At 46.7% G+C, this 15,350-nt stretch carries 10 protein-coding genes; 9 read left to right on the top strand and 1 reads right to left on the bottom strand.

Going from position 1 to position 15,350, the window contains the following annotated elements:
• Window positions 1-77: 77 nt before the first annotated feature.
• The 9 genes from BMY78_RS29590 to BMY78_RS29550 all read left to right on the top strand — a co-directional run bounded on the left by BMY78_RS29590 (window position 78) and on the right by BMY78_RS29550 (window position 12,674).
• Window positions 78-1,880 (top strand): sensor histidine kinase, encoded by a 1,803-nt coding sequence (locus BMY78_RS29590; RefSeq protein ID WP_090904807.1) that lies wholly within the window; start codon window positions 78-80, stop codon window positions 1,878-1,880.
• An 11-nt stretch (window positions 1,881-1,891) separates the two neighbouring features.
• Window positions 1,892-3,496 (top strand): response regulator transcription factor, encoded by a 1,605-nt coding sequence (locus BMY78_RS29585; RefSeq protein WP_090904806.1) that lies wholly within the window; start codon window positions 1,892-1,894, stop codon window positions 3,494-3,496.
• 157 nt (window positions 3,497-3,653) lie between these two features.
• The gene (locus BMY78_RS29580; RefSeq protein ID WP_256222518.1) at window positions 3,654-5,327 is read left to right on the top strand and encodes an extracellular solute-binding protein; all 1,674 of its coding nucleotides are present in this window, start codon (window positions 3,654-3,656) and stop codon (window positions 5,325-5,327) included.
• A gap of 137 nt (window positions 5,328-5,464) precedes the next feature.
• Window positions 5,465-6,439 carry an ABC transporter permease gene (locus BMY78_RS29575; protein ID WP_218152291.1) on the top strand — a complete coding sequence of 325 codons (975 nt, stop codon included), beginning with the start codon at window positions 5,465-5,467 and terminating at the stop codon, window positions 6,437-6,439.
• Window positions 6,440-6,454: 15 nt separating this feature from the next.
• Window positions 6,455-7,354, top strand: coding sequence for a carbohydrate ABC transporter permease (locus tag BMY78_RS29570; protein ID WP_090904804.1), 900 nt, complete (start codon window positions 6,455-6,457; stop codon window positions 7,352-7,354).
• Window positions 7,355-7,478: 124 nt separating this feature from the next.
• A complete protein-coding gene (locus BMY78_RS29565) occupies window positions 7,479-7,808 on the top strand; it encodes an ArsR/SmtB family transcription factor (RefSeq protein ID WP_090904803.1) in 330 nt (109 codons plus the stop codon).
• 168 nt (window positions 7,809-7,976) lie between these two features.
• A complete protein-coding gene (locus tag BMY78_RS29560) occupies window positions 7,977-9,728 on the top strand; it encodes a SulP family inorganic anion transporter (protein ID WP_090904802.1) in 1,752 nt (583 codons plus the stop codon).
• Between the two features lie 127 nt (window positions 9,729-9,855).
• Window positions 9,856-11,235: an amino acid permease gene (locus tag BMY78_RS29555; RefSeq protein ID WP_090904801.1), complete on the top strand. Its 1,380-nt coding sequence runs from the start codon at window positions 9,856-9,858 to the stop codon at window positions 11,233-11,235.
• A 536-nt stretch (window positions 11,236-11,771) separates the two neighbouring features.
• Window positions 11,772-12,674: an SDR family oxidoreductase gene (locus BMY78_RS29550; protein ID WP_090904800.1), complete on the top strand. Its 903-nt coding sequence runs from the start codon at window positions 11,772-11,774 to the stop codon at window positions 12,672-12,674.
• 123 nt (window positions 12,675-12,797) lie between these two features.
• Here the strand turns inward: BMY78_RS29550 and BMY78_RS29545 are convergent, their stop codons facing one another.
• Window positions 12,798-15,311 carry a transglutaminase domain-containing protein gene (locus tag BMY78_RS29545; RefSeq protein ID WP_090904799.1) on the bottom strand — a complete coding sequence of 838 codons (2,514 nt, stop codon included), beginning with the start codon at window positions 15,309-15,311 and terminating at the stop codon, window positions 12,798-12,800.
• Window positions 15,312-15,350: the final 39 nt, after the last annotated feature.

Genomic DNA, 15,350 nt, shown 5'->3' with positions numbered 1-15,350 from the left:
TTTGTACCAACTCCGATTCAAAAAACGATATAATAACGTTGATGCGATGTAATTGTTAGAGGAGATAATGATAAGAGATGAGCCAAAAGCAGTTCTGTAAGCGCAAACAATTTTTAGATGATTGGAGTCTCAAAACGAAGCTGTACATATTGTTCATTTTTTGTGTGCTAGTTCCGGTACTGGCAACCAATACGGTCTTTTATCAAAGCATCAAAGGCAACATCGAGGAAAAGGAAAACAACCGTTTCAATGAAATGCAGCAAAGGATCAGGTTCAACCTGCGGAACAGCATCGACAACAGCCTGTATGTGTCCAATTTTCTGTATACGGATGCAACGCTGAACCGATTTATGGAGTCCAGATACCGCGATGACGAAGACTATTATCTTGCTTACTATGACATGCTTAGCAACAATAATCTGGTCAGATACTATTACAGTTATCAGCAGGTGAATCAAGTAACGTTTTATGTCGGCAACGATACCTTTGTGAATGGCGGAAACTTCATTAAGCTGGATGATGCGGTTCGAGCAAGTGAGTGGTACCAAGCGTTGATGAATACGAGCGACCATATCATGATCTATTCGTATTTCGACAAGCAGCAGGCGGAGATGTCACAAAGTCAGGGAGGACGCAAAGTAAGCATCATTCGGAGGCTGGATTACTTTGGGGAGCAGCAGGTGGAGAAGGTTTTGAAGGTCGATCTGGATTATGCCTTCATCAACAAGTCGCTCAAGAACGAGGGAACGAACGGAAATGTATATGTGGTATCGGATGACAAGGTCATTTTCTCGAACGATTCAAAAATGAACCAGACGCGCCAGCCATTTCACCTGTTGGCGAACAGTCCAATTTCGTCTGTTCAATCCACGGAATTGATTCCCGTGGTATCAGAGAACTGGCAGATTATCGTCAGCGCCGCCAAATTGGACTTTTTGTCCGAGGTCATGGATTCCAGGCTCAATGTGACCGTCCTGATGATCCTCAATCTGCTGATGCCGACCCTGCTGATCTGGATGATATCCAGATCGCTGGTAACGAGGATTGACCGGATTTCGAAGCATCTGGATCAAGTGAAGCATGAGCAATTTGAGGTCATTTCAGGACCTGTGGGCAAGGACGAGATTGGTAGCCTGACCCACAGCTACAATATGATGGTGATCAAGATCAGGAACCTGATCGAGATTGTATTTAAGGGTCAGGTGGAGCGGCAAGCCCTTGAACTCTCCAGGAAGCAAGCGGAACTGAAGGCCCTTCAAAGCCAGGTGAATCCGCATTTCATGTTCAATACGCTGGAAACGATCCGTATGCGGAGCTTGATCAAGGATGAGCTTGAAACCTCGGATATTATTCATAAGCTGGCATTGCTGCTGCGCCAGACGATTAATTGGGGGGATGACCTGATTACCATTGCAGAGGAAATCAAGTTCGTGGAGAGTTATTTGAACATTCAGCAATATCGCTTTGGTGACAAGCTGCAATTCGCAATCAGGGTCACAGATCCTTCTATTCCAGACCTGATGATCCCCAAGCTGACCGTGCTCACCTTTGTCGAGAATGCTTGCATCCATGGCATCGAGAGCACGTCGAGTGACGGGATCGTGGAGGTTTTGTTCGAAATTCGAAGCGAGCAGCTCTCCATAACCATTCGGGACACCGGAGTCGGCATCGATCCTGACAAGCTGGCGCTGCTTCGAGCGATGATGCGTGATCCAAACATCGATCGGATGAGCGAGCTTAGCAGCATCGGCATGATGAATGCCTATATTCGGCTGCGGATGTATTTCGATGATTGCGTGCAGATGGACATCTTCAGCGAAAAGGGCAAGGGGACAACGGTTGCCATCCATATTCCCCTTTTGCAAGCATCTCAGGGATAAGGAGCGAGGATATGATCAACGTGCTGATTGTGGATGATGAGCCATTTATTCGCCAGGGACTTCAGTTACTTATCGATTGGGAGTCATGCGGATATCAGATTTGCGGTCAGGCATCAAACGGTTTGCAGGCGCTGGAGTGCATTCGGGCCGTGCACCCTGACCTGGTCATCGCCGACATCAAGATGCCGGAGATGGACGGCATGGAGCTTGCGAGAACCTTGTACGAACAGTATGGCGGCGAGATCAAGCTGATCCTGCTAAGCGGATTCTACGAGTTCGAGTATGCCAAGCAGGCGATTAAATACCAGGTGAATGACTATATTCTCAAGCCCATCGTGAAGACGGAACTGGTTCAAGTGCTTGAGGAATTCAGAATCTCATTCGATGCGCGGACAGAAGAGAAGCGACACCAGCAAGAAAAGGACCGGATCATCTTGGCTCAGCATATGCAGTCCATCTTGCTTGGGTCAGCCGATAAAGAATCTGTTGCAAATGTGCAGTCCAGCTATCAGAGTGCCAACTTCCTGCGCTGCATGCTGATCGAGGCGACAGGGGAGACCGCAGGGAGAGCAGAATGCGAAACGGATTGGTGCTCCCGGGTTGAAGCATCGGTTGGCGAGCCCTTCAAGGGACAAGTGCTGAAGCCGTTCACGGGGGAAAAGAATGCGGTTTTGCTCATTCTCACGGATCTGATGCTGAAGGAGGAGGCTATCGCGTTGGAGGAATATATCGGCCGATTACATGGCGAGCTGAATCAGGGTCAGGAGTCGGCAGTTGCCTTCTATATCGGAAAGGAAGTACAGAGGGTGGAGGAACTGTATGAGTCCTACCAATCCTGCGGCAAAATGAAGAGCTTGCGTTTTTTTACCACGAGTGGCCCCATGTATTACTTCGAGCATATGAATACTGAAATATTTACGAAACAGCCAGGACAACGAGAGAAACAATTGTTTGATGGCCTGATCAAGTCGATTGAGCAACAGCAAATGGATGAGCTTCGCAGTCATGCAGAGGCGATCTTTCAATTTTTTCTCAATGAACGAATCGAGCCGGGCATCGTCCGCATTCAGTTGCATTATTTGGCGTACAATCTGTTGGAACTTGTAAAAGGTGAGACGGGTCCCCCGGATTCCGGGTTGATGCAGTCAGCGTTCCTCCAGATGAATTACGCGATGCTGTCTATGGAGGCTAACATTGAAAATTTATGGGAGTTCTCGCGACTGTGCGCAGAGAAGCTGAAGGAGCAGCAGAAATGGAACGCAATGGGTGTATTGGCCAGAATCGAGGCATTCATTCATGAACATTACAGGGAGAACATCAGCCTGAAATTGCTGGGAGAGCAATTTTACATGAACAGTGCGTATTTGGGTCAGATTTTCAAAAAGCATTATGCTCTGTCCTTCAATGATTATTTGAATCAATTGCGTGTGGAGGAAGCCGCCCGGCTGCTGCGTAGAACCGATCAAAGGGTATATGAAATTGCAACAGCTGTCGGATATCGCGATTCCGATTACTTTATTAACCGGTTCGAGAAACTCATGGATGAGACGCCTGCGCAATATCGCAAAAGAGCCCAGGCAGCGTACGCTGCCGATTCTACATCCTGCACTCCTTGATGGAGGGGCAGGATTTTTATTGCCATTGAACTGGAATTATTGGGATTTCGCCTATAATTTCTCCCGTTGAGGGGGACAGGGGAACATGGTAATTTTAACATAGCCTTTGGAAAGCGCTTTCCACAAAGCTTCTGTCCAAATAATCGATGGAGGGGTCATGATGAAAAAGGATGTTAGAAAAAAAATCAGGCATTGCGTTTTGCTGGCTTTAATACTGGTTGTTGCACTTGCCGGATGTACGCCAGGATCATCCTCGTCTGGTGAGAAGACAGCGGATGGCAAGGATTTGAAGCAATTTTCCGCATTTTTTGCCGTGCCGGGGAAAATTGCACCAGACGATAATCGGGTGCTGAAAGCGATTGAAGAAAAAACGGGTGTCCGCGTGACCATGGATTGGCTCACCGGCCAAACGGCCAAGGAACGGATTGGCGTGCTGATTGCAGGCGGCGAATATCCCGACTTTATCGATGGAAGTGATGGTACTCAGCAATTGGTATCGGCAGGGGCGCTGGTCCCGCTTGAGGATTACATCGATAAATATCCGAACATCAAAAATTATCTAGGCGAAGATTGGAAAAAAATGAAAAACACAACGGATGGACATATCTACTTCATCCCTCAGTTTGGCAATGTACAAGGCGAGTCCATGAAGGTAACTCATGACGGAGAAGCATTCTGGATTCAGAAGGCTGTGCTGGAATGGGATAATTATCCGACAATCAAAACACTTGATCAATACTTTGACTTGATTGAACGGTATAAAGCAGCTCATCCGACAGTTGACGGTCAGCCGACGATTGGATTTGAAATTATCTCGTATGACTGGCGATATTTTGCACTGGAAAACCCTCCGCTCTTCCTGGCTGGTTACCCCAATGAAGGGGCAGCTATCATAGACAAAGAAACGCTGACGGCCAAAAACTACAATACGATTCCTGAAGCGAAGGCGTATTTCAAAAAGATCAATGAAGTGTACCATAAAGGTTTGGTCGATAACGAGACCTTTACGGCAAACTTTGATCAATATATTTCCAAACTTTCAACCGGACGTGTGCTGGGCATGGTGGACCAGGGGTGGCAGTTCCTTGACGCCGAGGCGTCGCTCGTGAAGCAAAAATTGTACGACAAAACATATGTGCCATTGTCCATCACGCTTTCCGAGGATGTAAAGGGGCGCTATCAGCACAAGCCAATCCTTAACGTGAATGGCGGCTTGGCCATTACAACGAGTTGCAAGGATGTAGAGGGTGCGCTTCAGTATATTAATGATTTGCTGGACCCTGAGATCGAAGTATTGAGAACATGGGGACAGGAAGGCGTGGATTACCAGGTCGATGAAAAAGGTGTATTCTCCCGGAATGAAGAGCAGCGTTCCAATTCCAAAGATCCAGACTGGGTGCTGGCGAACACGGGAAGTCCCCTAGTGTATTTTCCGCATCATGAAGGCATGACTGCTGACGGGGAAAATGCACTCGACCCTAAGGAGCAACCCGAGGAATATCTGGCCACACTGAATGACATCGACAAAAAAGTGTTGAAGGCTTACGGATATACGAAGTTTACGGATTTCCTGGAGCCTGCGGAGGACAACGAACCATGGTTCCCGATCTATACCTATAACTTTGAACCCAACAAACCTGAGACGATTGCTAGACAGAAAATGGACGACGTAAAACGAAAATGGCTGCCTAAAGTGATCATGACGTCACCAGCCGAGTTTGACCAGGCCTGGGAAGAGTATCAGGCCACTCTCAAGGAAAGTTCGGATATCAAAGCATATGAAGATGCATTAACGGAGGAAGTCCGCAGACGCGTGGAGCTGTGGGGGTAAGGATCTGCTATGCAGAGAGGCTATGGGGAATCCTGTAGCCTTTTCTTACACGATAAAATCGGAGATTGGATTGGAATGGACCGATTCATCCACACGAGGTTGATATAGATAAACTCGTAAGCAAGGAGAGAAAAAGAATGGCCAAAAATGAGTTGCAGCACCGGATAAAGGCAAGCCATTTTCCATCAGGAAAAAGCTGGATCGGGTATAACCTGTCACGAATGAAAAGTCAGCGTCAATTATTGTGGATGTCATTTCCATTTATTGCGTTTATCGCTATTTTTGCGTATGGACCGTTATGGGGCTGGTTGATGGCGTTTCAGAATTACAGACCCGGCCTTGGTTTTTTTCAGCAGGAATGGGTAGGCATGGAGCATTTTAAAACCCTGTTCACGGACCCTACATTTGTACGTGTCATCCGAAATACGCTGGCGATGAGCTTAATCAGTCTGTTTCTGGGCTTTGTTGGCTCGATTGGCCTGGCGCTTCTGTTGAACGAATTGCGGATGGTGCTGTTCAAACGTGTCGTGCAAACGGTTTCCTATCTTCCACATTTTCTATCATGGATCATCGTTACAGGCATCGTTGCCAACGTATTATCCACTGAGACGGGAATCGTCAATGTGCTGCTGACGAAGCTTCACATCATCAGCGCTCCAATTAATTTCTTCGCCGAGCCGAAATATTTCTGGGGCATTGTGGGCTTGTCCAGCATGTGGAAAGAAATTGGCTGGGGTACCATCATTTATCTGGCTGCCATGACTTCAATTAATCCGAGCTTGTACGAGGCGGCTTCGATTGACGGGGCAGGCCGGTTTCGCAAAATGTTCAATGTCACTCTTCCAGGCATTAAACCAACGATTATTATCCTGCTCATTATCAATGTCGGCAACGTGCTGAACGCGGGTTTCGAGATTCAATATTTGCTGGGGAACGGATTGGTGCAGGACGTGTCCGAGACCATCGACATTTTCGTATTGAAGTACGGAATTAACCTGGGCAACTATTCTCTTGCAACTGCCGCAGGCATATTCAAGAGCGTCGTCAGCCTGGTGCTCATATTTATGGCCAACGGGCTTGCCAAGGCTCTTGGCGAAGAGCGTTTGATTTGATAAGGAGGTATAGCTGTGAAGCGATTTAGCAGAAGACGAAGCTTTGGCGATTATTTATTTTCATTCACAAACGGTTTTTTTATGTTGTTCGTTATGGTTGTTACATTATATCCTTTTTTAAACACGATTGCCGTATCCTTCAATAATGGGCTTGATACGATCCGCGGAGGAATATATCTGTGGCCAAGGGAATGGACACTTCAGAACTACGTATCCGTATTCCAGAATCCCCATCTAACGCAAGCGGCATTTATTTCGGTCGCTAGAACGGTAGTTGGGACGATGGTTCAGTTGTTCTGTACCGCGATGCTGGCCTACGTGTTGAGCCGCAAGGAGTACATGTTTAACAAATTGGTCACCACGCTGTTTGTGGTGACGATGTATTTCAGCGGCGGATTGATTCCGGGATACATGCTGATCAAGCAACTGGGGCTGTTGAATAACTTCTGGGTATATATTATCCCTGGATTAATCGGTGTCTTCAACATGATCGTGGTCCGCACCTACATTCAGGGACTTTCAGAAGGACTGCTCGAATCGGCGAAGATGGACGGTGCCGGCGATTTTAAAATCTTTATGCGCATCGTGCTTCCGCTATCCAAACCGGTGTTGGCCACCATCGCGCTGTTTATCGCCGTGGGACAGTGGAACTCCTGGTTTGATTCCATGCTGTACACCGCTGGCAACCGGAATTTGACCACCTTGCAGTATGAGCTGATGAAATTGCTGTCCTCTGCGACTTCACAGGGTGGAACTGTCAATGTGGACCAGTACAAAAATGTAACAAACATGGTCACTCCCGTATCGATTCGAGCAGCAATTACGGTTGTGACGGCCATGCCCATCGTTTTACTATATCCGTTCTTGCAAAAATATTTTGTGACTGGACTCACCATTGGAGGGGTGAAAGAATAAAAAAAGCAATTCAGGGTGAGGATGGCCGGTTGTGAATGAAGGCCGCGGAAAACCTGCTTCCTTTCAATATGTTATATGTTATGATATTTGCATCTTCAAAAGTTTGATTGAAGGGGCATAGCGTATGAATCAGAGCATACAACAGTTTAAAGCGGATTTTTTCAAAGCCTTGGCGCATCCGATGCGAATTCAGATTCTGGAGCTGCTGAGCGATGGGTCGAAAAATGTGAATGAACTGCAAAGCATTCTGGGATCAGAAGGCTCCGCCGTCTCGCAGCAGCTGGCTGTATTGCGCAGCAAAAACGTTGTCCAGGGAACAAAAGAAGGGACGACAGTCACTTATTCGCTGCGTGACCCATTGATTAAAGACCTGCTGGTCGTTGCCAAACAGATTTTTGACAATCATCTGGTTGACGCCATTTCCATGCTGGAAGACATTCGAAAAGATACTTAAACACATTAAACAAGGGGAACCGGAAGCAAGTTTCAGGTAACTTCTTGTTTTTTGCGTTTTAAGAGGGTTACTGCTGTGAGCATTACGATTGACAGAGCGCACAGACGGGAGTAGTCTTTTTATTATATTCAAATATTCAAATATATGAAGAAAAGAAGGTCAGGACAGATGAAATGGATGGGAAGATTTGCAGGATACAATGCTGCCGCTTTTCGCAAGGATCTGGTATCGGGGCTGATTGTTGGCATTATTGCGATCCCGCTCGGGATGGCGTTTGCGATAGCTTCCGGGGTCAACCCCGAGTATGGTCTGTACACGACAATTATCACGGGCATTCTCATTTCCTTGCTGGGTGGGTCCAAATTCCAGATTGGCGGGCCGACAGGGGCATTTATTCCGATCCTCTTCGCCATTGTCATGCAGTATGGATACGAAAATCTGCTGATCGCCGGAATAATGGCCGGATTGATGCTTGTACTTATGGGCGTTTTCAAGCTCGGCGCGCTGATCAAATTTATTCCAAGACCCGTGACCATTGGATTTACGGCGGGAATTGCTGTGATTATTTTTAGTGGGCAAATTGCGAATTTTCTGGGGCTGAGCGGCATCGAGAAGCACGAGGATTTCTGGTCCAATATGAAAGAAATCGGGATGCACATCTCGACGATTAATATATACAGTTTGTTGACGGCTGGAATCTGTCTGGCTGTTCTTCTGTTTGTGCCCAAGTTTGCACCCAAGGTGCCTGCATCACTGGCCGGGTTGGTTCTATCGACGCTAGTTGCAGCGTTCTTTTTTGAAGGGCAGGTTGCTACGATCGGATCGTCATTTGGCGCTATTCCGGGAGCGTTGCCCCAGTTTCATATTCCGGAGATCACATGGGCGCGTGTGGTGAACTTGCTGCAGCCCGCTTTTGTTATCGCCATGCTGGGCGGCATCGAATCGCTGTTGTCTGCTGTGGTTGCGGATGGCATGACCGGGACCCGTCATAACAGCAATCGGGAGCTGATTGGGCAGGGAATCGCGAATATGGTGACACCGCTATTCGGCGGCATTCCAGCAACAGGGGCCATTGCGCGTACGGCAACGAATATAAAATCCGGTGCAGTATCGCCATTTTCTGGCGTTATTCACGGCGTTGTTGTGTTGCTGGTGCTTGTTCTCTTCGCACCATATGCGTCCCACATCCCTCTTGCCAGTATGGCCCCGGTGCTGATGCTGGTTGCCTGGAATATGAGTGAGCGGAGATCGTTCATACATGTAATGAAAACCAAAACGAGTGATTCACTCGTACTACTCATTACCTTTTTGCTCACCGTTTTTACGAGTCTAACCACCGCTGTGGAGGTGGGATTGATCCTTGCGGTCCTTCTATTCGTGAAGCGCATGAGCGAGATGCTGAAGGTTGCCAAAGTGCTGCCTGACCCCGATCACAAGCATGAGAAGGTTATGGCGCATATGGTTCATGAAGGGCATGATTGTCCGCAGATCAGTATGTATACGATTGAAGGCCCTTTGTTTTTTGGAGCGGCAGATCTGTTTGAGAAATCGGTGATGGATTCAATTCATCAAAGACCAGGTATTCTGCTGCTGCGTATGGGGAAGGTTCCTTTTATGGATACAACAGGTGAAGCCAACCTTGCCAGTTTGGTAAAGCATTTTGAGCGATATGGTGGCATGATACTGTTTTCAGGCGTTCAGGCACAGCCCTTGGAGATGATGAGGAAAACGGGTTTAATGGAGTGCATTCATCCGGATCACATGTTTGAGCATACCGGTGAAGCCATCAATTATGCATTACAGCATCTAAATCACCAGAAATGCCTAGGCTGCAAGCATTTTGCTTTTCGTGAATGTGCTGTGTTGTCTCAGGAGGATGCTGTTGCTGGACGGAAAAGTTTACTGGAGCCTACTTCATAGGTGTCCATGATTGATATAGTGTATCCGCTTCCTTACATTCCTTGTTGTATTTCTGCGGCACATCTCGTACAATTTGGTGAAGTAATTCTGCATTGCGTTAATGTGAATGTGAAAAGGGGAGAATCGTTTGGAATCGAAGCAACTATCCAGAGGGCTAAAGCCCCGCCATGTAGAGCTGATTGCACTCGGAGGTACGATCGGGGTCGGATTGTTCATGGGATCGGCAAGTACGATCAAATGGGCAGGTCCTTCAGTGCTGCTGGCCTATTTGCTGGCCGGGATCATTATCTTTTTTGTCATGCGCATTATGGGGGAAATGTTGATTCAGGAGCCTGTTACCGGTTCATTTGCCACATTTGCTCATAAGTATATCAGTCCACTCGCCGGGTTCCTGACTGCCTGGAGTTACTGGTTCCTCTGGGTCACGGTTGGTATGGCGGAAGTCACCGCGATTGGGATTTATGTAGGCTACTGGTTCCCGGATATTCCACAATGGCTGCCTGCCTTGGCTGGTGTGCTCATTATTGCGGCTGCGAATCTGGCAGCGGTAAAGTACTATGGCGAATTTGAATTCTGGTTTGCGCTGATCAAGGTGACGGCGATTGTCTTCATGATCGTGATTGGAACCGGACTAATTTTCTTCGGCTGGGGGAACGGAGGAGAGCCCATTGGGCTATCGAATCTGGTGAGCCATGGCGGATTTTTCCCTGGAGGCATCAAAGGTTTCCTCTTTGCCCTGTGTATCGTAACGGCAGCCTATCAAGGTGTCGAAATGGTAGGGATTACGGCAGGTGAAGCGGAAAATCCGAAGATCACGCTGCGTAAAGCGATCAAAAACATCGTGTGGCGCATTCTTATTTTTTACGTTGGGGCCATCTTTGTCATCGTGACATTGTACCCTTGGAATGAAGTGGGAGAGACGGGAAGTCCGTTTGTACTGACGTTTGCCAAAGTCGGGATTGTCGCTGCTGCGGGAATTATCAACTTTGTCGTGCTTACCGCTGCGATGTCGGGATGTAACAGTGGGATCTATAGTGCAGGACGTATGCTTTACACACTTGCGGAGAATGGACAGGCACCGGCCTTTTTCAAAAAGCTGTCCAAAGGCGGGGTTCCCCGCAACAGTATTATCATCACAATTTCTTTGCTGCTGGTGGGTGTGGTACTCAACTATCTGATGCCGGACTCCAAACTGTTCCTGTACATTTACAGCGCAAGTGTTCTTCCGGGGATGGTTCCATGGTTCGCGCTGGCCTTCAGCCAGTTCCGGTTCAGAAAGCGTTGGGGCAATGAAATGGGAGACCACAATTTTAAATCCAAATGGTTCCCCATCAGCAACTATATCATCATCGTTTATCTGACGCTCGTCATTATCGGTATGGCATTTAACCCGGATACGCGGTTACCCCTGATTGTCGGGGCGACATTTATGGCGATCGTAGTGATCGGATATTTCATATTTGGCATCGGAAAAAGACAGCGGGTAGATGCAAGCGAGGATCACTAGCCTTATGTTATAAAATCGTTGATGTTAATATCGTAATATCATACGTGCATTCCTTGAATACATGGGAGAACCTTCGGGAGATCCAGTGTCATGCAGGGAGTGCATTTTTTTGTTTTTCAAAATTCTTGCTTGAATCTCATGTAAATGATGGTTTTATGATTGAAAATAGAAGAGCTGCTATCAGAGCCAGTTTAAATTCCGCCCATCTCGGTTACAAAGGAAAGAGTGCAACTTTTATGAAAACAATATACAAAATAAATTTTAAATTTACACAGTCTATTGAAATTGAACTTATTTTCTACACAATAACGTAGAGGGCAGAGAAAGCCTGGAGAAGTGAAGCTAAAAGCTTTCTAAAAGAAAGCTGCTTCGAAAGCATATGCTTCGCCTTTATCCCCGGATTTCCCCTTAATTAGGGATAGAAAAAAATCTGGGGATAACAGCGATCGGAAGGTTGCTCCTGACCGCGTAGTGGCCAGTGTAGAATCATTTCGTTCTATTTATAGGGTGTAAATTAATCCGAGGAGGAATTGAACATGGCTAATCAAGACCAGCACACCATGCAAGATCCGACGACACAATATCCGAAGGCTACATCAGATTGGAAGCAGCAGCAGGAGGAGCCGGGACTTCAGCGTGAAATGACTCCTGTACCTGATGCAGGTGAAAAAAGCTATAAAGGCAGCGGGCGTCTGACCGGACGTAAAGCTGTTGTAACCGGAGCAGACAGCGGTATTGGTCGGGCAGCAGCCATCGCTTTTGCCCGTGAAGGCGCGGATGTTGTCCTGGCTTACCTTCCTGAGGAAGAAGCCGATGCGAAGGAAGTGGTCAAACTGATCGAAGAAGCAGGTCGCAAGGCTGTTGCGATTCCAGGCGACCTCAAGGATGAGAAATACTGCGAAGAACTCATTGAATCTGCTGTAAAAGAGCTCGGTGGGATCGATATCCTCGCCAACGTGGCAGGTAAACAGCAGTTTGTTGAGCAGATCGCCGATCTGACTACAGAACAATTTGATGCGACATTCAAAACCAATGTCTATTCGATGTTCTGGCTCTGTAAAGCAGCGGTGAAACACATGAAACCAGGCAGCTCCATCATTAACACGTCTTCTATTCAGGCCTATAAGCCATCTCCAATCCTGCTGGATTATGCGACAACAAAGGCAGCAATCAACACCTTCAGCAAAGCGCTGGCTCAGCAAGTCGGCAGCAAAGGCATCCGCGTAAACGTCATCGCACCAGGTCCAGTATGGACACCGCTTCAGGTCGTTGGTGGACAGCCCGTAGAGAAGCTTGCTGATTTCGGCTCCAATACTCCGCTGGGTCGTGCAGGGCAACCTGCTGAAATGGCACCAGCGTTTGTGTTCCTGGCGAGCCAGGAATCCAGCTATGTGAGCGGTGAGACACTGAACGCCAATGGCGGTACAGTTAGTCCGTAATTTTGGATAAAAAGGCCTATGAATCTTAGGTCAGTGATCATTGGCAAGAGAAGCAAAGAACTCCATTCCCGATGAAGGTGAATGGAGTTCTTTGTTGTTATGGAATTTTTCCTGATTATTGCATTACTTCTGATCCGGGTTAGGCTCCAGAATGGCGTAGCTGCCAAGCGTGGCCAATTGAGCCGTATTAAGCAGGGCCTCATCTACCGCAGCGAGGGCTTCGCCTGCAGCTGTCATCAGCTCATCAGAGTCCACAGGTGAGGCAAAACGGAGAATTACCCGATTTTCTCCATTCTTCAGTTCACTCTCAGCCTTCGTTTTGTATTCACTAATGGAAGCGACTTCGAGATCGTTCTGTACATAATAATCGTTCGCATCACTTTCACCATTAAACAGGGCGAGTTCGGAATCAAGCCAGTAATCCTTGTCGGCTATCGTTTTCTGACTTGCAGCCGTCTCATCATTTGCATTGTACAGGAAGTAAGGAATACCGGAATTGGTCAGATTGTTGGTGGCATCCACATGGAACCATTCATTCCCGATTTTGACCTTATTCCACGCATGAGGAACACCGCTAGAAGCTCCCGTTACGACGATGCTTTCCAGTCCAGACAGATCGGAGAGCAGTTTGTAGACGGAAGCATAGCTGGCGCATACGCCAACGCCTTTGACCAGGATACCGTAAGTGGTAAACGAATCATTGAACTGTGCATCGACATTTTTAAAGTTGTTCTGTTCCGCATTTTCAAGTGCCGCATCATCATACTTCGCGTTATCGTTCAGATAATCGTAGATGGCTTTCCGTTTCTCATCATCCTTCATGCCATCCTTGATGATGGAAGCAACAACTTCGTTTGCTTTGGCAATAATCTCGCTCTGTTTCTTCTGGATGACATCTACCGACTCATTGTAATGGATTGAAAGGGTAAGTGTACCGTAATTGTATTCAAAACCTTCCACACCCAGAATCAATGGATTCTGGTACATTACTTTCAGGACAACATCGGAGAGCGTTGTGAAATTCTGGGCTTCTGGAAAAGCTTTTAATGAGATCTTGTCATGGGCAGCAACCATGTTTTTAGCCAAAACTTCTTCCAATGCAGAATCTGCATTGATCATTGCATCGCCTGTAGCCGGCTCAGGAACCGTTTCCTGATTGCCTTGTTCTACATTCTGCTGTGTATTGGATTTCTGCTCATCCACCAAGTTGTCTTCTTCAGTTTCAGGTGATTCACTCGTAATTTCATCAGAAGCTTTATCGGAAGTATCATCGGAAGCCTCGTTGGATTCAGAATCAATTTTATCCTCTGACGTTCCAATATTGGTTGTGGACTCCGTAGATGGAGTTTCTTCCAACGTCGGTTCTGTGTCTGCTTCTGTTTCCGTTGCCGGCTCAGTCACAGGTGCATCATGATTGTTGATAATGGTTGGCACATCAGGTGCAGGGACGTATGGTGTGTCATTTTTCGGTTCTACCAGTCCGTTACTGGAATCAGCCACGGTTTGCTGGGCAAGTCTATCCAGGTCATCTTGGGTCACATTCTCCACTCGTACGTAACTTTTCAGAGCTGTTCCTTTAATGTGAAACGGAATATTCGTTTCGTTGAACTCCGAAATCTCTACGTTGGCAGTATCATAGATGATCGTCTCAAGGGCTAAAGAACCATCATTGTACTCAACTGTCGTTTTTTGGGGAAGTACATCTATATTCTTTAATTTCTCCATATACAGTTGTTCTTTCAAAGCTGTCGGTAACTGGGATGCCAGTGGAGCAGTAGGGACCCCTTTGCTAAAATTGGACTCTTTGCCCCCACCGATTGCAGTGACGTAATATTCTCCTCGTATACCATGGTTCTGATGAGTCGTTATCATTTCATTATAAGTCGCAAGCCCGCCTCTTCCGTCCTTCATAAAATCATTAAAGGAAGTCTCAGTCGTTACCGCAATATCTAAAGGTATACTATTGCTGAAAGCATCCTCTTCGCCAGTTAAAGGTTTGTTTGTATCAAAGTCGGTTAGGTCAGAACGTTTATAAATTTTATATTCAGTTGCACCCTCAACCTTGTCCCAGACCAATTTGAACCGTCTATCTTTGTCAATTTCGTATCTTAGATTGGGTACAGGTAACTCTGATTTCACCGTAAATGGAATAATGATTGGATGTTCGAGCAATGTCAGTTTCTCTGCATCTGGATCATAATTCAGACGAATGTAATATATTGGGGCACCACCCCAAGAACTTTGCCCCCTTTTCATCATGGAATCTGAACTTAAAACGCCCCATCCAAGAGGTTTAATAGAAATACTATTATCATGAATATCTGATAACAAAGCTACTTCACTTGCCTTAAGTGCTTTAATATCGGTATGTACTGAAATCATATCACTCAGTGACCAGTTACTTTTTCCTAAATCTGCTTTAAACTTGAACGTAAATTCTTCATCTTGAGCTACGTTATACATCGGCATAATCGCTTTATCCGATTCGGAGCCATACTTCTGCTTCAAACTTAATACGCTAGAGCCTTCTACTATTTCTGTGGGGGTATTCTCGGACGGGCTACTCTCCTTGTCATTGCTCTGGCATCCAGCCAATAACAGGGTGAGCGTAAACATAATCAAAAATAAACGTTTCATGGTACACCACTTTCTCGTTATTCTAAGTTGTTGCAAAGG

The organism is Paenibacillus sp. OK076 (assembly GCF_900110055.1).
Classification (GTDB): domain Bacteria; phylum Bacillota; class Bacilli; order Paenibacillales; family Paenibacillaceae; genus Paenibacillus.
This window is presented reverse-complemented; position numbering and strand designations above follow the sequence as displayed.

Bases quoted from the DNA above. Each gene is read 5' to 3' on its own strand.
- BMY78_RS29590 (WP_090904807.1), top strand. From the start codon at position 78: ATGAGCCAAAAGCAGTTCTGTAAGCGCAAACAATTTTTAGATGATTGG.
- BMY78_RS29585 (WP_090904806.1), top strand. From the start codon at position 1,892: ATGATCAACGTGCTGATTGTGGATGATGAGCCATTTATTCGCCAGGGA.
- BMY78_RS29545 (WP_090904799.1), bottom strand. From the start codon at position 15,311: ATGAAACGTTTATTTTTGATTATGTTTACGCTCACCCTGTTATTGGCT.
- BMY78_RS29580 (WP_256222518.1), top strand. From the start codon at position 3,654: ATGATGAAAAAGGATGTTAGAAAAAAAATCAGGCATTGCGTTTTGCTG.
- BMY78_RS29565 (WP_090904803.1), top strand. From the start codon at position 7,479: ATGAATCAGAGCATACAACAGTTTAAAGCGGATTTTTTCAAAGCCTTG.
- BMY78_RS29560 (WP_090904802.1), top strand. From the start codon at position 7,977: ATGAAATGGATGGGAAGATTTGCAGGATACAATGCTGCCGCTTTTCGC.
- BMY78_RS29575 (WP_218152291.1), top strand. From the start codon at position 5,465: ATGGCCAAAAATGAGTTGCAGCACCGGATAAAGGCAAGCCATTTTCCA.
- BMY78_RS29550 (WP_090904800.1), top strand. From the start codon at position 11,772: ATGGCTAATCAAGACCAGCACACCATGCAAGATCCGACGACACAATAT.